Annotated in this window: 22 protein-coding genes; 4 read left to right on the forward strand and 18 right to left on the reverse strand. The window is 49.3% G+C overall.

Going from position 1 to position 19485, the window contains the following annotated elements; genetic code table 11:
- Nucleotides 1-478 precede the first annotated feature (478 nt).
- The 6 genes from SPB21_RS30635 to SPB21_RS30660 all read right to left on the reverse strand — a co-directional run bounded on the left by SPB21_RS30635 (nt 479) and on the right by SPB21_RS30660 (nt 4949).
- Complete coding sequence (locus tag SPB21_RS30635; RefSeq protein ID WP_163670094.1) at nt 479-1255, reverse strand: hypothetical protein; 777 nt, start codon at nt 1253-1255, stop codon at nt 479-481.
- Nucleotides 1256-1844: 589 nt separating this feature from the next.
- Nucleotides 1845-2399, reverse strand: coding sequence for a hypothetical protein (locus SPB21_RS30640; RefSeq protein ID WP_499868855.1), 555 nt, complete (start codon nt 2397-2399; stop codon nt 1845-1847).
- 7 nt (nt 2400-2406) lie between these two features.
- Nucleotides 2407-2760 (reverse strand): RidA family protein, encoded by a 354-nt coding sequence (locus SPB21_RS30645; RefSeq protein WP_499060854.1) that lies wholly within the window; start codon nt 2758-2760, stop codon nt 2407-2409.
- 110 nt (nt 2761-2870) lie between these two features.
- The gene (locus SPB21_RS30650) at nt 2871-3479 is read right to left on the reverse strand and encodes a cupin domain-containing protein (protein ID WP_499868857.1); all 609 of its coding nucleotides are present in this window, start codon (nt 3477-3479) and stop codon (nt 2871-2873) included.
- Nucleotides 3480-3678: 199 nt separating this feature from the next.
- Nucleotides 3679-4287, reverse strand: coding sequence for a cupin domain-containing protein (locus SPB21_RS30655; RefSeq protein WP_163698011.1), 609 nt, complete (start codon nt 4285-4287; stop codon nt 3679-3681).
- A gap of 104 nt (nt 4288-4391) precedes the next feature.
- Entirely contained in the window at nt 4392-4949 is a 558-nt protein-coding gene (locus SPB21_RS30660) for a sigma-70 family RNA polymerase sigma factor (RefSeq protein WP_163670084.1), read from the reverse strand.
- Nucleotides 4950-5243: 294 nt separating this feature from the next.
- Here SPB21_RS30660 and SPB21_RS30665 point away from each other — a divergent pair, with 294 nt between their 5' ends.
- The 3 genes from SPB21_RS30665 to SPB21_RS30675 all read left to right on the forward strand — a co-directional run bounded on the left by SPB21_RS30665 (nt 5244) and on the right by SPB21_RS30675 (nt 9168).
- Nucleotides 5244-6494: a DUF4331 domain-containing protein gene (locus SPB21_RS30665; protein ID WP_490793767.1), complete on the forward strand. Its 1251-nt coding sequence runs from the start codon at nt 5244-5246 to the stop codon at nt 6492-6494.
- A 118-nt stretch (nt 6495-6612) separates the two neighbouring features.
- Nucleotides 6613-7965, forward strand: coding sequence for a tetratricopeptide repeat protein (locus tag SPB21_RS30670; protein WP_499868860.1), 1353 nt, complete (start codon nt 6613-6615; stop codon nt 7963-7965).
- A 114-nt stretch (nt 7966-8079) separates the two neighbouring features.
- A complete protein-coding gene (locus tag SPB21_RS30675; RefSeq protein ID WP_499868862.1) occupies nt 8080-9168 on the forward strand; it encodes a HupE/UreJ family protein in 1089 nt (362 codons plus the stop codon).
- Between the two features lie 152 nt (nt 9169-9320).
- On the opposite strand, the gene SPB21_RS30680 is transcribed toward SPB21_RS30675, so the two are convergent.
- From SPB21_RS30680 to SPB21_RS30700, 5 genes are all read right to left on the reverse strand, one after another.
- Nucleotides 9321-9716 carry a RidA family protein gene (locus SPB21_RS30680; RefSeq protein ID WP_499868864.1) on the reverse strand — a complete coding sequence of 132 codons (396 nt, stop codon included), beginning with the start codon at nt 9714-9716 and terminating at the stop codon, nt 9321-9323.
- A gap of 17 nt (nt 9717-9733) precedes the next feature.
- Nucleotides 9734-10501, reverse strand: coding sequence for a pyridoxine 5'-phosphate synthase (locus SPB21_RS30685; RefSeq protein ID WP_499868866.1), 768 nt, complete (start codon nt 10499-10501; stop codon nt 9734-9736).
- A 100-nt stretch (nt 10502-10601) separates the two neighbouring features.
- On the reverse strand, nt 10602-11429 hold the full coding sequence (locus SPB21_RS30690) for a phosphodiesterase (RefSeq protein WP_499868868.1): 828 nt from the start codon (nt 11427-11429) through the stop codon (nt 10602-10604).
- Nucleotides 11426-11986, reverse strand: coding sequence for a phosphonate degradation HD-domain oxygenase (locus SPB21_RS30695; RefSeq protein ID WP_499868870.1), 561 nt, complete (start codon nt 11984-11986; stop codon nt 11426-11428). The genes SPB21_RS30690 and SPB21_RS30695 overlap by 4 nt, the downstream gene beginning before the upstream one ends.
- A gap of 222 nt (nt 11987-12208) precedes the next feature.
- Nucleotides 12209-13345, reverse strand: coding sequence for an alpha-D-ribose 1-methylphosphonate 5-triphosphate diphosphatase (locus SPB21_RS30700; RefSeq protein ID WP_499868871.1), 1137 nt, complete (start codon nt 13343-13345; stop codon nt 12209-12211).
- 144 nt (nt 13346-13489) lie between these two features.
- On the opposite strand from SPB21_RS30700, the gene SPB21_RS30705 reads away from it, so the two are divergent.
- Nucleotides 13490-14116, forward strand: coding sequence for a hypothetical protein (locus tag SPB21_RS30705; protein WP_163670067.1), 627 nt, complete (start codon nt 13490-13492; stop codon nt 14114-14116).
- Here the strand turns inward: SPB21_RS30705 and phnL are convergent.
- The 7 genes from phnL to phnG form a co-directional block, all read right to left on the reverse strand.
- Nucleotides 14113-14838 carry a phosphonate C-P lyase system protein PhnL gene (phnL, locus tag SPB21_RS30710; RefSeq protein WP_499060864.1) on the reverse strand — a complete coding sequence of 242 codons (726 nt, stop codon included), beginning with the start codon at nt 14836-14838 and terminating at the stop codon, nt 14113-14115. The two genes, SPB21_RS30705 and phnL, sit on opposite strands and share 4 nt — an antisense overlap.
- Before the next feature lie 31 nt (nt 14839-14869).
- Nucleotides 14870-15640 carry a phosphonate C-P lyase system protein PhnK gene (gene phnK / locus SPB21_RS30715; RefSeq protein WP_163671831.1) on the reverse strand — a complete coding sequence of 257 codons (771 nt, stop codon included), beginning with the start codon at nt 15638-15640 and terminating at the stop codon, nt 14870-14872.
- A gap of 12 nt (nt 15641-15652) precedes the next feature.
- Nucleotides 15653-16564: an alpha-D-ribose 1-methylphosphonate 5-phosphate C-P-lyase PhnJ gene (locus tag SPB21_RS30720; protein WP_499868874.1), complete on the reverse strand. Its 912-nt coding sequence runs from the start codon at nt 16562-16564 to the stop codon at nt 15653-15655.
- Nucleotides 16565-16652: 88 nt separating this feature from the next.
- A complete protein-coding gene (locus SPB21_RS30725) occupies nt 16653-17828 on the reverse strand; it encodes a carbon-phosphorus lyase complex subunit (protein WP_499868876.1) in 1176 nt (391 codons plus the stop codon).
- A gap of 22 nt (nt 17829-17850) precedes the next feature.
- Nucleotides 17851-18297, reverse strand: coding sequence for a GNAT family N-acetyltransferase (locus SPB21_RS30730; RefSeq protein ID WP_499868878.1), 447 nt, complete (start codon nt 18295-18297; stop codon nt 17851-17853).
- Nucleotides 18294-18893 (reverse strand): phosphonate C-P lyase system protein PhnH, encoded by a 600-nt coding sequence (gene phnH, locus SPB21_RS30735; protein ID WP_499868879.1) that lies wholly within the window; start codon nt 18891-18893, stop codon nt 18294-18296. Before phnH ends, SPB21_RS30730 begins: the two co-directional genes overlap by 4 nt.
- Entirely contained in the window at nt 18893-19345 is a 453-nt protein-coding gene (phnG, locus tag SPB21_RS30740) for a phosphonate C-P lyase system protein PhnG (RefSeq protein ID WP_163670057.1), read from the reverse strand. Before phnG ends, phnH begins: the two co-directional genes overlap by 1 nt.
- Between the last annotated feature and the right edge of the window lie 140 nt (nt 19346-19485).

Raw genomic sequence — 19485 nt, forward strand, 5'->3', positions numbered from 1 at the left:
CAACGATAGGACTCTACATTTAACCCACCAAGGAGCTGTTAAGAAACAAGTTCATGATTTGAATGCAGTAACGTTTATCCTGACCTCACCGTAACTCCCACCAAACCTGAATCTTTGCAATGAGCGACATCCTACTTTCGGGGGGTGTGGGGGAGTCGAGGCCCCCACGAACAGGAGGGTTTCAGGGAGGAAAGCCCTGAGCAATCCCTATCGCGATTACCCTATGCTCAACCGATGTATCTTGGGAGGTTGGTAACTCGCAAAACCCGCTGCGTGGGGTCCCGCCGAGTTCCCCACACCCCCATGGCTAGGGCGGACCGCCGCCCTAGAACCCTCGGAAAAATATCAATGATATCCCTAGCAGCCTATTTGGGCAGTTGGCAAAGTGGTTTAGAATTTTGCGCGCTGCGACAAAATTCTAAAAGGAGAGGTTATCCCATTTCCTGTTAGGCAAAATAGCCATGGTCAACCCATGAGCTTAATTTTTAACAAGCCCCAAGTTAAATCGCTGTAGTTTGGCATCTAGCATTTTAGGTAGTGCCTTTTGTAATGCGGATTTGCTGGTAAATTCCAGCTTATGCTGAGCGGCAATATCAAATGGAAACTGACCCGGTAAGTCTCCCCGCTCCATTTGAGCCACAATCAACTGCTCAGGTCGCTTATTGCATAGGGCATACCCCAGCTCTACGCAAACTGCTGGATTGGGCACTAGTAAGGGCAAATCGCTATCGACTTCAAAAATTGGTGTGGCATCGGCAATAAACAGCAGGCTCCGCCGAATGTGGCGCATCAGGTTGCTGTTTAGTCGTACAGGGCCATTGCTGAGCCGGTGGGATTCGACTAGCTTGATGGGTAGCCGAGAGCGACGGTTAAACTTTTCGACGTAGGGTTCAAGGGCTGCCTGTAGCAAATCGCTGGATTCTGGATATTCCTCCTGGTAGCAGAGGAAAATAGTGGGATCAAGGTTGGCGAGGGAGTCGGCCTTGGCAAAGTAGATTTCGTGGCTGATCAGGTCGATATTTGCGATCGCATAGGTCCCGCTGCCTTCAATGTAAAACTCCACCGCATCCCCTTCCAGGTAACGCTGGAACCACTCTGCGTCGCGCACATCGGCAATATCATCCAAAAAATCAGCCCGCAGTGCTGACTTCAGCAGACTATTCTTTGCCAGCCGCAGATCGTGGGGTCGCCTTTCTAAATCCCGAATTGGCTCATAATCCTGGAGATACCAAGCCTTAAGCGCAATTATCGCCATACTGCCTCAAACAGATTGATTTGCTGTGGTCTAGGGTATCCCAACTCTAAACCATCAAAACATTGCTATGGCCATCAGAATTTGAAAAACCATGTATTAAATCATTTTAGATCATTTGTACTATTTTTTCTGGCAGTCTGTCAAATCTTTGCCAAATACATAACCCATGTTTTACTCGGCCTCTGATGACTGCGCTATCGCCTGCTGCGTCAGCATCTCTAGACACTTCATCGAACTGTTCAGACAAGGAATTGCCAGTGCTGGCGCGGACCATGGGAGTAATTTCAACTCTTGATTCATTTTTGCCCTGTGCTGAGTAAGTTGCTAATACAGACTAAGCACTTTGTACGGTGAAACTTATGACAAATTGCTAGTATTTCACGTCTAGTGTTAAAAGCGTAGCGCTTGTCCGTAAGGTGGAGTAGACATAACGGTTCAGGGAAAAAACCGCTATCGTTATAGACAAACTGAACCCTCGTGCGATTCGATTCAGATAGCATGGGGGTTGTTTTTTGGCCATTGATGTTCGGCTTCGCCATGGTAGGGGCACACCCTTCGGATGTTGGCTGATGTTCCATAGAATAGGCCATCAGTCATCAGGCTCTAGATCACGAGCAATTTGCCAAACGCGACAGTTGCGACAATGGGGATCATCTGAAAATGACAAACGAAGCTGAGCAGCGACAGCATTTGCATGGTCCAGGTTTGACAGCAGTCCAAATTGATTAACATCTGAGGGGATAAAACCAGCGTCTTGATCTGAAAATTGCCCGCAGTTGGTCAAAACGCTATTACCCTCCGCATCATCGACAATGTCAAAACCACAGAATTCAAATTTGGAGGGTATTGCGTGGATGTGGGTTGGCTGCTCAAGGATAGCCAGTAGCTGATCTTGCCCTATACGCCAGTGAATGCGTTGGCGGAGGTAAGCGAGATTGGTGAACCAGGTAATGCGACAATCTGCTTGGACATTGTAAGACCAGTCTTCATCCATAAGATCATCGATCAGATCAGGGCAGAGAATATAGTCAAGGGTGACAACTTCAGTGATGTGGGTGAAGCCAGAAAACTTAATGTAGCTATGCCAGTCTTGAGTTTGGGATGGGATAAAGCGTTGGCGGGCGGTGAACATCCATTGAGTCATCTCTCTTTCACGTAACGACGCAATCTACTTCGATTTCCACCAACCAATCTTCTTTAATAAACCGTGATACTTCTACAAAAGTACAAGCAGGACAAATCTCAGAAAAGAATTCTCCATGGGCCTTAGCGGCTTCCTCCCATCTGGAAATATCTGTGAGCATCACCCTTGTCCGAATAACATCACTTAACTTGCCACCAGCATCTTGAATCGCTTTATGGATAATACTTAAACAGCAATACGTTTGACCATATACATCCCCAAGACAAGCTGTGGAACCGTCATCCCCAATGGGTGCCGTTCCTGCGATTGAGATGAGGTTAGCAATCCGTACTGCCCTTGAAAACCCTATCGGTTTTTCCATTGGAGAACCAGAGGAAACGTTTTTTCTTGCCATAGAAATCAATTTAGAGTGTGTAGCGTTGCTCAGCACTACCCAAATAGAATTTAGGCCCTGAGAAACATGGAGAGCCTTTAAACATCTAAAATGTCATCGTCCATCGACGACACGCATAATAACAGACAACCTGTTAGCGATTTCGGCTGATGGCTAGTCTTACCAGGTGCAGAAACTTGTTCACCTGGATGGTATACCTGACCATCTACTACAAAGTCTCCATCCAGTACCAGTACGGTCTCTCCACTGGCATGATAATGATTCGGAAACAGACCAGCGCCAATCTTTCTTGCAAAAAAGGCTGCTTCACGAGAAGCTTCTTCTGTTTGCCAGGGGGCCACTTCTACACCTGACTTACCAGGCAACAGAGACCAGTTTAACTCAGCTGCCTTTTGTTTTAGCTGATTAATGGGCACATCCAACAGCTGCAGCAATTCTGAGCTCGCTCCCACAGACTGAGTAGCGATCCGTTGCCATAGGCGCTCCTTTAGAGCCGCTGCCATTGGCACAGGTTTGGCCACATAGGCCAATGTAGCCGCTGTCTCTTCAAACTCACGAACTGCCTGCTCTAACTCTGTACTGTCTAACAAATCCTGCTCAAACTGGGCACGCTCGTCTGCCTCTAGCGCATCAAGGGCATAGAGGGCGGCTGCATCGGCATTTGAGTAGGACTCAGGAGGGTTCATGGCTTCATGTTAGCTCGGTTAATTAAGAACTAGTGTGGTGACACGAATGCTAACAGCGCTCTGCTGTCGCTTCAAAGCTTAAGACTACGTATAATGAAAAACGAACTGGGCAGGGTTGAGAGCTTGCATATAGGCTGACGGGCGCATAGCCGTTCGCCCCCTACGGAATTGGGTTGATCATCTTAAAAAATCTTTATTCTTAAGATTCCAAAATGTCATCGTCCATGGAAGACACACAGAATAATAGGCAACCGTTCAACGTTTTTGGCTGATGGCTTGTATTACCAGGAGACGATACACATTCCCCTGACCGATATACCTGGTGGTCAACAACAAAATCTCCGTCCAACACCAGCACCGTTTCGCCACTAGCATGGGCATGGTTAGGAAATAACCCGCCTGTGGCTTTGCGTACAAAAAAGGCAACCTCGCGATCGCAATCATCAACTCGCCACATGGCAATTTCTGCCCCCGAGTTACCAGGCATCAACGCCCAGTCTAACTCAGCCGCCTGGTGCTTCAGCTCAGCAATCGGCAAATCTAGCAGCTCCACTAAATCTGAACTCGGCCCGATAGACTGCTGAGCGATCCGTTGAAATAAGCGATCTTTTAAATCTGCTGCCATCGGTACAGGTGAGGCACCATAGGCCAAATTAGCCGCCACCTCTTCACACCCACGCACCTCCTGCTCCAGCTCTACGCTATCCAATAGCGCCTGCTCAAACTGCCTACGCTCATCTGCCTCTAGCGCATCAAGGGCATAGAGGGCAGCTGCATCGGCATTTTGATAGCGCTCAGGAGATGTCATGTTCTTATACTAACTCGGCTACTAACTCGGCATTTGAAACCTATAGGATTAGAGGATAGCTATATAGGTATACGCTAGCCATCCCGGCTTGGATCTCATATTTTTTAACCTGTTCCCAAAGCCTGTTTTAGTTTGCGCAATCCCAACCGAATCCGCGTTTTGACCGTGCCTAAGGCTAGACCAGTTTGTTTGGCAATTTCCGACTGACTATAGCCCTGGTAATAGGCCAACTCAATCACTAGGCGCTGTTCGTCTGGCAGCTCACCCAAGGCCTGCATCACGACTGTCCGGCGCTCAGCAATCATCAGGGCTTCATCCGGCCTATCAGAAGCACTCGTCTCGACCGTCTTCGTAGCCGCTTCGACGACCTTAGTCTGCCGTTGCCGCTGCCGTAATCGATCCAACGACCGACTGCGGGTCATTAAAAATAACCAAGAATCCACACGGCTGCGACTGGAATCATATCGGGCAGCCGTTCGCCAAGCCTTGGCAAAGACATCCAGGACAACTTCCTCCGCTTCTTCCACAGAGCCAAGTATTTTAAAGGCCAACGAATACATGACTCGGGCGTAGCGATCATAAAGCTGACTGAGTGCCGCCTGGTCTCCTTGCACCATGCGGCTAATCAGTTCGGTTTCATCCTTAGATTGCAGTTTTGCCATTTATTTCAACTTTTTTTTGAAACCGAGAGATCCAATCCGCCAAGCCTGGCGTATACCTTTTCAGATTGCACAAAATCATCGCTTACAAATAGGGCAGAAAACCTCTGCTCCGACAATATTGACGATTTTTATATGTTGTCATGGCCTATGCTCCCTAGCAACCGGGTCTGCTTTGAAATGCGTGCAATTTGCCCACGTCCAGAATTGTAAGTTTTCAGTAGAGAAAACACCAGCTTTGGCCGTGGTTTAACGAAAACCCCATTCTATTCATTTCCCAAAAGGAGAAATTGAACCATGCTGAAGTCTTTACAAAACACTCTAGGCCAACTGTCTAAGCGCCAAACCTGGCTAAAACTCAGCGGAGTGTTTCTAGCCACCACCCTAACCTTAGGGGGAGCCGCAACATTAATTAACGCGTCGGACCACGATGATGGAGAAGTAGATGTTAAAGGTCGTAACCTCAACATTACTGACGTTTATGCATTTAGAGAGAAAGATCAAAACCCCAATGCATCTGAAGATGATCTCATCCTGATGATGAATACCAATCCTCGCTCCCTAGCGCGACAACAATATTATTTCAGCACCAATGCTCGCTATGAATTCCATATTGACTCTGTTGCCAATAAAGATGCCAAGGTTGCTGGTCAGCCGGATCTAACGCTGCGCTTCGAGTTTGGTCCTCCCAATGAAAACCAAGAACAGGAGGTTACGGTCACGACTATCAGAGACGGTAAAACTAGAGTTCGGAAAGCTGTCACAACATCTTTGTTCGATTCCTCACCCAATATTAACAATGTTAAATTAGGTGGCGAGCGTCTGACTGTTTTTGCCGGATTACGAGAAGATCCCTTCTTCTTTGATGTAGAGCAGTTCTTCCGTGTCCGTGCCGGAGCGGCTGGCATTGGCCCTGCTGTCGGTTTCCGCAGTGCCAATGAAGCGGTTGACTTTGCTGCTGGATACAATGTCAATACTATCGCTGTGCGTATCCCGAAAAAGGTCTTAAGAGGCTCCACAAGTGCCGATGTTTTTGATGTCTGGACGACGATTTCCACCCCTGATGCCAGTGGCAACTATGTCCAAGTTGAACGCCTGGCCCGCCCTGGTATTAACGAAGGGTTAGTGATTACCAACGATTTCCTAAATGCTCTAAATAGTGTTGGCCCTGACTTCGAAGCCGCCGCATTAGCAGGTGAACAACCCGCCGCCGATATTGCTGGCCCCATTGTGGGTGAAGCTAAGAAAACCTTGCTGGCCCTAGGCAATAGTGAAGAACGTGCTAATGCGTTATTAGGAGCCTTCTTGCCCGACGTTATGCGCATCGATACCAGTGGTCCCAGTGGCTATGCCAATGATCTAAATGCCGCAGGCAGCCCTGTGCGCGGGCGCATGTTAGAGGATGATGTCATTGATATCACGCTGAGTGTTCTATCTAATGGAGCAATCACGACCGACAATGTTTCCTATGAAGGCACTCCTGGAAATCCGGCCCAGGGACATCAGCCATTAGAGCATACGTTTCCTTACTTGGCATTGCCTAATTAGCCTGCACCCAACGTCCCTCTTGCTAGCAAAGATAGCAAGCAGGACATCAAAGAGGATTAATCATGTCCTAATTCAGAAGGGCGCATGGCCATGCGCCCCTACGCAACAACATAAACCCATGTTATTACCTCTCAATCTTCGTTTCACCCAGCGTCGTCGACAGCTGCTGTGGGGCATTGGCATCCTCCTGATTGTCACTACCGTCCATCAACTCAAACCTCTCCTCAACACCAGCCCCTACGATTACTCTTTCTCGCCTCCAGACCAAACCGACATCACTGGCCAACTCGAACAGGAGATTGCCTTCTATAAAAATCGCATCCGCCAAACTCCAGAAGACGGTCTTAGTCAAGCGGCCCTCGCTAGCACTTACTTAAAACTGGCCCGTGCCACTGGTGATGCCAACTGGTATCTTCTTGCTGACCAAGCGGCTCAACAATCTCTACAAAAGCTGACGTTTAACAACGAAGGGGCTCAAATTGTTCAAGCCAAAGTCGCTGAAGCTCAGCACGACTTCGACCGCGCTATTCTTATAGCGAACCAGGTGCTTGCCACCCAAGCCTATTCTGAACCAGCTCAGTCTATCTTGATCACAGCATACTTAGGCAAGGGCAATCTCACTAAAGCCAGGACCATCGCAGACAATCTGGTGCAGCAAATACCCACCCTAGGCTCCCTCACGCTGCGGGGCCTGGTGCATAGTGCCCAAGGCGAGGATGCATTGGCGATTAAAGACTTTGAAGCCGCCCTCAACGCGGAAGAACCGCAGGAATCAGGGAGTTCTGCCTGGACTCGTACTTTGATGGGGCGTTTTTACGCTAGCCGAGGAGATTATCAAACTGCTCAACAACTCTACCAAGAAGCCCTAGACATTTTGCCTCGATACCCTTTAGCCCTAGTCCATATGGCTAAGCTCAAAACTCGCCAAGGGCATTACCGAGCTGCGACAAAGCTCTACTCTCAGGTGTTTACTTCCCAAGACTATCCCCATGTGTGGGACCATGTTGCACTTCAAGGCATGGCTCAAGTTGCGAGTCTCCAGGGTGATCGGGCAAAGGCTCAACAGTTGTGGCAACAAGCTGAAGAACAGTTTAGACAACATGAAGACTTAGAGACCTTTGGGCATCGTCGTGCCTTAGCACAGCTGTTATTGGACCGAGGTGATGCGGCTGATCTGCCAGAAGCTTTGGCACTGATGGACGCTGACGTAAAAATACGTCAGGATGCAGACACCTTAGATACTTACGCCCGAGTGCTCATGCAGTTGGGGCGTTGGCAGGATGCTCAACGAGCGTTGCAAAGAACCCTTGAGCAGGGCACTCGCAATGCGGTGATTTCTTATCGGGCTGGGTTGGTTGAGCAACAGTTGGGCAATGGGTCTAAGGCTAATCAATATTTTGAGGCTGCCCAGATGGTTGATCCCAGCTTTGGTGAACGGGATCAGCAGATTTGGGGGCTGGTTGCTGATTAGTGTTTGCGGTTAACCCACCCCGCTTTTCAGGCACCCCGCCCAAGAGGGGACTGCATTAGCCCTCCCCATAGTTTTTTATGCCTTTTTTATGCCTTAAATTATTAGGAGGTCCAAATGAAACGGTTTGTTCGCTTTTTACGGGTCGGTATTGTGGGTTTGTTGGCTAGTGTGTGGCTGGGGAATGTTGCGATCGCACCCGCCCAAGCCCACTGGGACGACCTCACCGTAGCCGACATCATTGTCACCGACACCAACGCCCAAATCACGTTGACAATGCCTACAGCATTGCTCAGTTTTGCTGATGACGACGGCAATCAAACGCTGTCATCAGCAGAAATTGAACAGCATCGTACCCAGCTAGAACAACAATTAGGCAATGGCATTACTTTAAAAAATCAAACAGATGAATCAGGACAATTCACCCTCGCCTCAACAACAGCTCAGCAGCCTGAAGACAAAATCAACCATAGCACCTTTTTATTAAGCTATGAATGGCCAACAACCCTCCAAAAACTCACCATTCAATATAATTTATTTCCCTCTGAACATGAACAGGCTCTAGCCACCATTACTCAAGGTAACCGTACCCGCAATATCGTATTCACCCCCGAAAACAACACAATAGAACTAGCAGACACAATCCCCTGGCAACACCAGTTTCTTAGTTTTCTCAAACTGGGTGTAGAACATATCTTCACTGGCTACGACCACATCTTATTTTTAATTGCTCTACTTTTACCAGGAGGTCGCCTATCTCAACTCCTAAAAATCGTTACCGCCTTCACCATTGCCCATTCTCTTACCCTTACCTTAGCCGCTCTCGATATTGTCACTTTGCCCACAGCCTTTGTCGAGAGTGCGATCGCTCTATCCATCGTTTACATAGCGATAGAAAATCTGTGGCATAAACCTATGAACCATCGACCCTGGTTAACCTTCGGCTTTGGGCTGATCCATGGCCTCGGCTTCGCCAATATTCTGAGAGACCTCACCCAAAGTCAGAGCAACCTGATCTTATCCCTAGCCAGCTTTAACCTAGGCGTAGAGATAGGTCAGATTGCCATTGTTGTCCTGGCATTCTACGGATTGCGATTTTTACAACAACGTCGAGGAGCCATCTGCCTAAACTACGCTGCTTCAGTACTGATGATTCTCATGGGCAGCATCTGGTTTGCAGAGAGAGTCTTAGCTGCTTGGGTTTAAGCAATAAAGCACTGATGCACTCCTAGTGGTCTGTCAAGAATCAGATTTTGGGTAAGACTGTTAAAGTGTAACGAGTCTAAAGTGGTGAAGAGTCACTCCTTACCCTTCACCCTTTACTCGTTAACCAACCCGAATTTTTAGCGTAGAATAATTCAAAACACCAGAGCCTCTACCTCAATTTCAATCAGCATATCAGGAGCAATCAGCGCACTAACCTCCACCATCGCCGTCGTAGGGGGATAAGCCCCCATAAACTCCTGATGAGCCTGACCATATTCTTGCCAGCGGCTAATATCTGTCACATACATGCGGGTCCGCACAATATTCGATAAATCCGCACCCATAGCCCGGAGCGTCTTTTGAATTATCTGAAAACACCGTTTTGCCTGGGCATAACCATCTCCTGGAGCAACGGTATTCCCCTGATCATCCACCGGAGCAGTCCCCGACATAAAAATTTGGTTGCCCGCTCGAATCGCTCGACAGTAGCCTACCGCTGGCTCCCAAGGAGTGTCAGTAAAATGACGAACAATAGATGGGTCATCCATGACTATCTTTATATGTATTACTGATTTGCCGCTGCAATGACATCCAAATAAGCCTTGACCGCATTCTCCAGACCCATCATTAACGCATCCGCTGTGAGAGCATGGCCAATGGACACCTCTAAGATATTGGGAATCTGCAAAAACTGAGGCAAGTTTTCGAGGTTTAAATCATGACCTGCATTCACCCCTAGGCTACATTCCTGGGCCACTTTTGCCGCCACCGCATAGCTGGTATGCAGTGTTTCTAACTCCTCCTCAGTTCCTTCGCGGGATGCCGTAGCATAGGGTTCGGTGTAGAGTTCAATGCGAGTCTCTGTCGGCCCCTGCATCGAACCTAATGTGGGGATCAGCCGAATTTGCTCTGGGTCAGGATCCATAAACAAGCTAACCCGCGCCCCTAGCCCTTGAATTTCCTTAATAATCGGGATCAGAGTCTCACCGTGCTTGGCAATATCCCAGCCATGGTCGGAGGTAAACTGATTGGGATCGTCAGGAACTAACGTCACCTGATGGGGGTTTACATCCCGCACAATGTCCATGAACCTAGCTTCTAAAGGATTCCCTTCAATATTAAATTCGATCGTCGGATGTGCCTTGAGCATCTCCGCCAAGTCATAAACATCGTGACGCCGGATATGACGCTCATCTGGGCGAGGATGCACCGTGAGGCCATAGGCTCCAGCTTGAATGCAGGTTTCCCCCGCCTTAACGACACTCGGTATACCCATGGTGCGGGAATTCCGGACAAGGGCAATCTTGTTGAGATTAACACTGAGGGCAGTCATAAATCTTGCTCTGATGCTAGCTACCAGGCCTATGGTGTGGGCTATAGATTGTACAACATACAGACTGACTGATTGTGAATTGCCTAGGGTTGATCCATCGTTATAAAGCTGCCACAACCACCTTTTTCCCGTCAGAAAACCGATAGGGACCATCAAACTCGCCAACATACATGGTATGGGAAACTAACGTCTCCTTTGTCCATACATGGAGCTGATAGGCGGGTGGTTCCATCACAAATTGGCTAGAGCCGTCAGGGTCAAAATCGATAGCACTTTGATGGACTAAGCTAGGCTGGCTGCTGGCCACCGTCCCGGCCCATGGGCAGTAGATAGTGCGGTGTAAATGGCCACAGCTAATGCGTTTTACTTGAGGGTGTTGGCGAATTAATTCTGCCAGCGCCCCACGGCCTTGAAACCGTTTGCGATCCATCCAGGGAATGCCAGTGGCAAATGGAGGATGGTGCATAAACATGAGGGTGGGTGTTTCAGGTGCTGCTGACAGTTGTTGCCCTAGCCATGCCAAACGCTCGGCATCGACACAGCCCCCACCTTTTCCTGGGATAATGCTGTCGAGCATGATCAGGCGCATGGGATAGTTATCGACAGCATAACTAAGGTGAGAACTCGCCCTTGGCAGATAGGTGTGGGTATTAAATACCTGTCGTAGATGATCGCGATGATCGTGATTGCCTGGCATTAAATACACGGGACACTGCAATGGTGCGAGCATGGCTTTTAGCAGCTCATATTCTTCCACAGTGCCGTCTTGAATCAGATCGCCTGATGCCACCACCATATCTGGTTGAGGATTAAGCCTGCTCAATCGGGCAATGGCCTCGGCAACTAAGGAATTAGTGTCTACGATGCCATAGGCGAGTTTTCCCGGCCTCTGTATATGGAGGTCGCTGATTTGGGCGATGAGGATCATACGACGGGTCCCCGACTCGCAGTGGTTAGAATAGGTTGAAAATGATCTAAGTCAGGGGTTTTTAGGTTTTTAATCTTAGCTAAATCATCCCAGCGACGCAGTTTGACAGCACTTTCTGCATTCGGCTGGTCAATAAAAGCTTGTGCCATCGACTGTGAGAAAATACCTCCCTGAAGCTCCAAACTTAGCTTAGAGGCAGGCGAGAGTGCTTCCCAATAGTTCTCATCTATCGCACAAAGATAGCGTTTGGCGGCTACGTGCAAACGAATGGGTGTGGTAACAGCTTCTGGAAATAGGGGTTCTAATAAGGGAATTGCACGATATTCATGGCTATCATCAACGCCCCGCACTGCTGGGTTGTTGCCAAGATGATGCACCAGATGTCCCAGGTCATGGAGGAAGCAAGCGGCGATCAGCTCTGGTGATTCACCATTCTCTTCGGCGAGGGTGGCGCATTGGAGGGCATGTTCTAACTGACTGACGGCTTCACCACCATATTGGGCTTGGCCACGTTGGCGATAAAGATCGAGAATTGGGTCTAGAGTTGTTATGTGCATTGCAAGAAAAGGGATAACCCATTGTCGGGACATTCCATGGAACATCCCGACAATGGGTGAACGCGGTTGTTTAACAGGATAGAATCGTCATAGTTTTGTTATAATCTAACAATCTTGTTGATAGGTATAAAGACCTTCAATCAAGTGTCTCAATGACTTAACCAGGAAAAGGAGAGAGAAAAAATCAGGTTTCAGTGAGGAAACTCTCCCATCCCCTTGCCTCTAAGCAATGCGATATCCCTGACGGACAGCGGATGTTAGTCGGGGAATCACACCATCATGGTGCAAGGTAATCATGTCAGCCCGTTTGCCGACCTCTAGACTGCCGCGATCGCAATCCAACCCAATCGCCTTAGCTGGATTTACGGTAAACAGACGCATTGCTTGATGCAGCGGCACCTGAGCCTTCTCCACAATCAGGAACATCGCTTGAACTAAACTTTGGGGCACATAGTCTGACGAGATAATATCGGCTAAATCTCGCTCGATTAAATCCATGGCGGACACATTGCCTGAATGGGATCCACCCAAGATTAAATTAGGGGCTCCCATCAGCACCTGTAGACCATGGGTGTGAGCTGCTTTCGCCGCATCCAATGTGGTGGGAAATTCGGCGATGGCAGCCCCGTCTTCAATGGCTTCTTGGACATGCTCCGGGGTGGCATCATCGTGACTGGCCAGACAAATGTCGCGTTGCTGGGCCAGTTCCACCAGTCTGCGACGGTTATCGACGGCATGGCACTGTTGGGCTTCGATGCGATCGCGAATAAAGCCATCCATTTCCTCAGCCGTTACCCCATGTTTGCCCTGGTAATACTCTTTGTACTTATCAAGTTTTACAAACTGTCGCTGTCCGGGGGTGTGGTCCATTAGGGACATCAGTGACAGCAGCGGGTGATCGGCATAGGTTTCCACCAGATCGTATACCTGGTTATATCCCAGCTCACAGCGTAGGTGTAGTCGATGGTCCACCGAGAAGCGCCCGTCGCTTTGTCCCTGATGAATCGTATTGATCATGGGGCCAAACTGGGTCATGCGCAGAGAGCCGGGGGTAAGATCGCCAATAGATATGGCGTCACACACGGTTGTAATACCGGCCCCCGCTAAATCTCGATCATGGTGTACGGCAGCCACATCCAGAGGCCAGCTCACCTTGGGGCGAGGTGACATGCAGCGCTCCAGGTTATCCGTGTGGAGTTCGATCAGCCCTGGCAGTAGATAGTCGCCGTTGCCATTCTGCCCTTGATCCACAGTACCTGGCTGAATGTCTGCAATTAGACCGCCCTTGACGACAAGGGTGCCCAGTAGCTCCTGGCCTGGAAGCTGCAAGCGATAATTGGTGTAGATGGTTTCAGTCATGGGGCGTATGGTCTGGATTTATTTGGGTAAACGGGCTTCTCTACCAATTAGACAATTAGATACAACTAGAAAATGTCTAGACATCTCTAACTGATATCTAACCAAGGTTAAGTTAACGTTATCTTTAGGGTTAGGAGACAAAAAATGGCTCAGATCATTGAACTTCCAGAGTCCTGTTATTTTTCTGACTATTTCAAGCTGAATTATTATCTGGAAGATATCGTGACCCACTTTGGGTATAGCTTAGAGCTGACGTCGCTGGTTTTGCCTCAGTCAGAAAAACCAGTAGACACTATCGATCGACTTAGGCAGCGTTTGGAGGAGAGTTTGCCGTTCGTCACATTAGATAGTGAATCGGCGCGCCGAGAATTTTTGATTGCGCCTCTGGTTTTAGAGTTAGTGCATTTAATCCATGTCAAGGTTAAGGTTAGCTATTCTCTTAAGGCGACGGATCAGTTGAAGGGCCTTTTAGATTATTATCTTCAGTCTGGCCATAGTTTGCTGATTATCGAGGCCAAAGATGAAAATCTGGAACGCGGATTTAAACAGCTGGCGGCTGAACTCATTGCATTGGATAAAGTCACGGACTCATCGTCGGGAAATCTCCTTTATGGTGCAGTTTCGATTGGGCGTATCTGGCAGTTTGCTGTGCTTGATCGACAGCAAAGAAAAATTTCTCAAGATTTAGAGCTATATCGAGTACCCGCTGATGTAGACCCTCTAATGAGTATCTTGGTGGCTATTTTGACTGACCAAGCAAGCGAGGGTTAGCCAAAGAGGAGGGTGCGATCGCAAACCCTTTCCCTGACTTCGTCATCATGGAAAATTCCTACCATGGCACAGCCCTGGGCTTTACGTTCTTCGATTAACCGCATCACGACGTCTCGATTGGCCGCATCTAGCGCTGATGTGGGTTCATCTAAAAGCAAAATAGGGTAGTCCATGGAGAACGCACGAGCGATATTGACCCGCTGTTTTTCACCCCCAGAAAAGGTGGTAGGTGACAGTTCCCATAGTCGCTCTGGCAAGTTTAGCCGAGAAAATAAGTCTCGTACCTTATCTTTAGCCTTATCTGTATCTAAACCTAGTTCCATCAAGGGTTCTGCAGCGACGTCTACCGCTGGCACCCGAGGAATCACCCGCAGAAACTGGCTGACATAGCCGAGGGTATATTGGCGGACTTCAATTAATTTATGGGCTTCGAGTTGGGGCAGATCAACCCACTCCCCCTGGTGTTTGACCCAGATAGAGCCGCTATCCACACGGTAGTTGGCGTATAGAGAGCGCATAAAGGTGGATTTCCCTGAACCTGAGGCCCCTTGGAGGGCAACACATTCACCGGGATTAACGGTGAGGGAAACCCCTTCGAGCACGGGCAGATTGACACTGCCCTGGTGATGAAGCACAAAGCTTTTATGGAGCCGGTCTGCTTGCAGCAGGGCTGTTGTATTGGTTGGGGCAGTTGCTGGAGATGGGAGTTGTAATGTGTTCATGGGGGGACAATTGTGTTGTAGTGAGTCTTCATTAAGGCACTAACGTGGCATTCACAAGCTGTTGCGTATAAGGATGGTGGGGATCATCCAACACCTGGTCGGTGAGTCCGGCTTCGACAACCTGACCGTTTTGCATCACCATCAGTCGATGGGCCAGCAGCCGCACGACGCCGATATCATGGGTGACCAGGATGACGCTGAGGTTAAGGGTGCGTACCAGAGATCGCATCAGGTCTAACAGTCTGGCCTGGACAGAGACATCGAGACCGCCTGTGGGTTCATCCATCAGCACAATGCGGGGGCGTGTGACCAGAATGCGGGCCAACTGCAGACGCTGTTGCATGCCGCCGGAAAAAGTACGGGGAAAGTTATCAAGACGGGCAGCCGGAATTTCAACTTCACTTAACCATTGGAGGGCTTCGGTACGAATATTGCCATAGTGCCGCTGGCCAACATCGAGCAGTCGTTCGCCAATATTGGCCCCAGCGGTCACGTTCATGCGCAACCCGTCACGGGGATTCTGGCGGACAAAGCCCCACTCGGTTTTCATCAACCGACGACGACGGGGTTCAGGTAGCGTACGCAGGTCGATAAAGTTGTTGTCTCGGTCACAATAGGACATCTCTCCTGTTTCAAAGGGGATACGACCGGCAATGCTATCCAGCAGGGTACTTTTGCCGGAGCCAGACTCGCCGATGATGCCCAGAACCTGACCTGGGTAAAGGTTGAAGGAGATGCGATCGCAGGCACACAGATCGCCATAATACTTACTTAAATTATTAACCGTCAGTAGCGGCTGCATCATGTCTTTCTCCTATTGCCCTAGTTTTTGTGCACTACCCGATTGCGATCGCTGACGCTGCTCGCAATAGTCCGTATCTGAACAAATCCACATGCGTCCCCCCTGGTCATCAATGACCACCTCATCCAGATAGCTGTCAGTGGCCCCACAAAACTCACAGGGCTGCTCCCAGTTCTCCACCGAAAACGGATGATCTTCAAAATCCAGGCTTTTCACTTGGGTGTAGGGTGGTATGGCGTAAATTCGTTTCTCTCGTCCTGCCCCAAATAGTTGCAACGCCGGGTTCATATCCATTTTCGGATTATCAAACCGAGGAATTGGACTGGGGTTCATCAGATGCCGCCCATTTACCATGACCGGATAGTCATAGGCTAAAGAAATCCGCCCAAACTTGGTAATGTCCTCATAGAGTTTGACGTACATGGGGCCATATTCTTCTAACGCATGCATTTTGTTGGCTTCAGTCCGAGACGGCTCAATAAAGTACAGCGGCTCAGGCATGGGCACCTGATACACAAACACCTGCCCTTCTTTGAGAGGTGTTTCAGGAATCCGGTGACGGGTCTGAATCAGAGTCGCTTCCTCTGTGCGTTCGGTCGTCGCCACACCACACACCTTCTTAAAAAAACGTCGGATATTCACGGCATTAGTGGTGTCGTCAGCCCCTTGGTCAATCACCTTCAAGGTGTCTTCTTTACCAATCACCGAGGCCGTCACCTGAATGCCACCAGTGCCCCAGCCATATGACATTGGCATTTCCCGCGAGCTAAAGGGAATCTGATGTCCAGGAATCGCCACGGCCTTAAGAATAGCCCGGCGGATAGATCGTTTAGTTTGTTCATCCAGATAAGCAAAGTTAAACCCTGGTTCAGGGTTAGAAGGAGCAGGGGAGACAGGGAGAACAGGCGAGGCAGGGGAATTCATGGTTTAGCAAAGAGAAAAGGGATATGTGCCGTAGGGGCTGGTCTTGTACCTGCCCTGGAAAGAAAGATGGTAGGGTTTAGCCCTTTAATCATGCTGTTTTTGCCTCCTGGGAAACAAGCGGATGACTCTCAGCCTGAGTCGATGGTGGGTTTGTTATCTCCTGGGTCCGTTCATAATCACGGCGTAGCTTACGAATCAGATTTAGTTCTGCCTGAAAATCGATGTAATGGGGCAGCTTAAGGTGCTGCACAAAGCCCTGGGCTTCAATATTGTCAGAATGAAAGAGAACAAACTCTTCATCCTGGGCTGGACCATCCAGAGATTCTCCTAAATCCTGAGCCTGAAGCGCTCGATCCACAAGGGCCATGGCCATGGTCTTGCGTTCGTTGTAGCCAAACGTCAGGCCGTACCCTTGGGTAAACTGTGGCGGAATTTCTTTACTGCCCTTAAACTGATTCACCATTTGCACTTCGGTGACTGTTATATCGGCAATGGCAATTTCAAATCCTAGTTCCTCAGGACATATGATCATTTCCACCTCACCCATGCGAATCTCACCAGCAAAGGGATGATTTTTGCCATACCCCCGCTGGGTGGAATAGGCCATAGACAACAAAAAGCCTTCATCACCACGGGCTAAGTTCTGCAAACGAGCATCGCGATGGGTGGGTGTGGTGAGTGATTGTCGCGTAATGTCAAACGGTGCAGTGTCTTGCTGTTGATCATACCCATGCCCCACCGTTCCATTGCCAGGAGGTATCACCAATCCCTCCTGCTCCAACGTATGAGCCACCCGAGGCGTCGTTTCATTGACATCAACCTGTTCACTGGTGGGTGCAGAAAATGTATTATCCTCAGCCGCCAGCTTAAAGTCCAACAGTCGATGAATGTAGTCAAATGTGGGGCCTAGCTTCTGCCCCCCCGGGGCCTCCTTAAAGATGGCCGAAATGCGCCGCTGAATCGCCATGGCACTCGTATCCAGCGGTTCACTATAATACAGTCGAGGCAAGGTTGTTCGATATGCCCGCAGCAAAAAAGCCGCTTCGACCAAATCTCCCCAAGCTTGTTTTATGGCCAATGCCGCCAGGTCCGGATCATACAGACTGCCTTCGGCCATTACTCGGTTTACCGCCAGCTGCATCTGTTGCTTGATCTGCTCCACGGAAAGCTCCGGCACAGTCTCATTGCCTCGCCGCTTTGCCTTGAGTAAGGCTTCGGCATTGCGAATGGCTTGTTCTCCACCTTTGACCGCAACATAGGGCATGGATTTTCTCCTGAAGATTTCGTTAACTAAGTTCGACTCGGTAACTGTATCCGTGTTGGGTGAATCCTAAGGATTCGTAGAAGGCTTGGGCAGCTGTTCTGCGAAGGTTAGTGGAAATGGTGAGTTTGTAGCATCCGGCAGAACGACACTGTGCGATCGCAATGTCCATCATCCGCCGACCAATCCCCTGGCCTTGCAAATCAGGAGCCACCCCCACGGCTTCGACAATGCCAGATGGGCTGCCATGGTGAACCAGATTATCCATAATCAGCAAGGCAAACGTGCCAACAACTTTCTCAGAGAAACAGGCAACCCACAGCGTGTAATTTGGATACTGTTGAACCCGTGAAAACCATTTCTCGGCATCAGCTAAGGTCAAAACAGCGTCATGCTCCAGCCCCGAATGATTATAGATATCCACAACTTGAGGTAAATCTTCGCGGCTGCCAGGACGAATTGTTAGCGTCATATGCCCCCTTGAGATTCTATGGTGGGTTGAGCTGTGCGAGGCAGCCCCAGCACTCGATCGTCGACAAAACACCAGCAGTCTAAACCCAAGGGATAATCTGCCGTCATCATTTGCCACTGTTGCCAAAAATCAGAATTCAGAGGCAGACTCACCGCAATTTCATCCAAAATCCCTGGCCCTTTGAGTTTCATGGGTAATCCCCCCGTTAACTCAGGCAGTTGGATCAATAACGAAGTAGACGCTTCTGGATATTCAGCATTGCCCCAGGAGAATTCAGCCAGCTTAGGGGCGGTGGCGATTTCCTTAATCAAGGCAAAATCAGCAGCCTGGGGATTGTCGGTAAAGCGACAGCCCGTATGAAACACTAGCCACTGACGCACATCTTCGGTAAATCCTGACTGTAGCCACACTACAGTTTCTAAATCGAACAGGGTGAGGCAGGCAGCGGCGCAACTTAGCTCAAGACCATTAGGTGTGGTCAGGGAAACAGTTGTTTGCAGAATACCGGGTCTTGCCAAGGCATCTAACAACGCTCGGAAGGTTTTCTGGGCGTCGTAAACTGTATCTGTAAATCCGGTTAGCTGAGTAATCATCATTAGCTTTCCCCCCGCAGCATTGTGAAAAAGTTGACACGGGTGGATTCAACTTCAGCCGCTTCCCGCTCTCGTTTTTCCTGGGCTGCCGCTTGCAAAGGGATAATCACCTGGGCCTGCACCCGATCATGCCAACCAGGGTGCTGTAGCAGCCCATCACACACAGCTGCTAGCTCTGCATGGCGTTTGGAACGACCCGCTACATACCCAAAGCCAGTCAGCTCATCCAGCTGTACTACACAACGAGTCAGCGTCATTTCACCCAGGTTAAAGGGTTGCCCAGTCCCCTCGGCTCGACCTCGCACCATGGTCAAACCAATTTCGGGCGATCGCAAAAATCCATACCCAGGCACATCGTCAAGTGTCGCAACGCACTCTTCTAAAAGCATCAAGGGCGCTTTAGCTAGGACTGACATCCAGACGGCTCTAGATGGTTGTAGCGCTGTCTTTACCATAACTTAACCAATTTTTAACTGATCGTTAAATTCATGTAGACGTCTAGACAAATTATTGATCCTTTAGGCTGAAGATGCAACTGATTTATGGTGGTGTGTCGGGATGACATAGAGCTATGGCACTCAAAAAGTTCAGTAAT

Origin of the sequence: Leptothoe sp. ISB3NOV94-8A (genome assembly GCF_043421595.1) — a bacterium.
Lineage (GTDB): Bacteria > Cyanobacteriota > Cyanobacteriia > Phormidesmidales > Phormidesmidaceae > Leptothoe > Leptothoe turfae.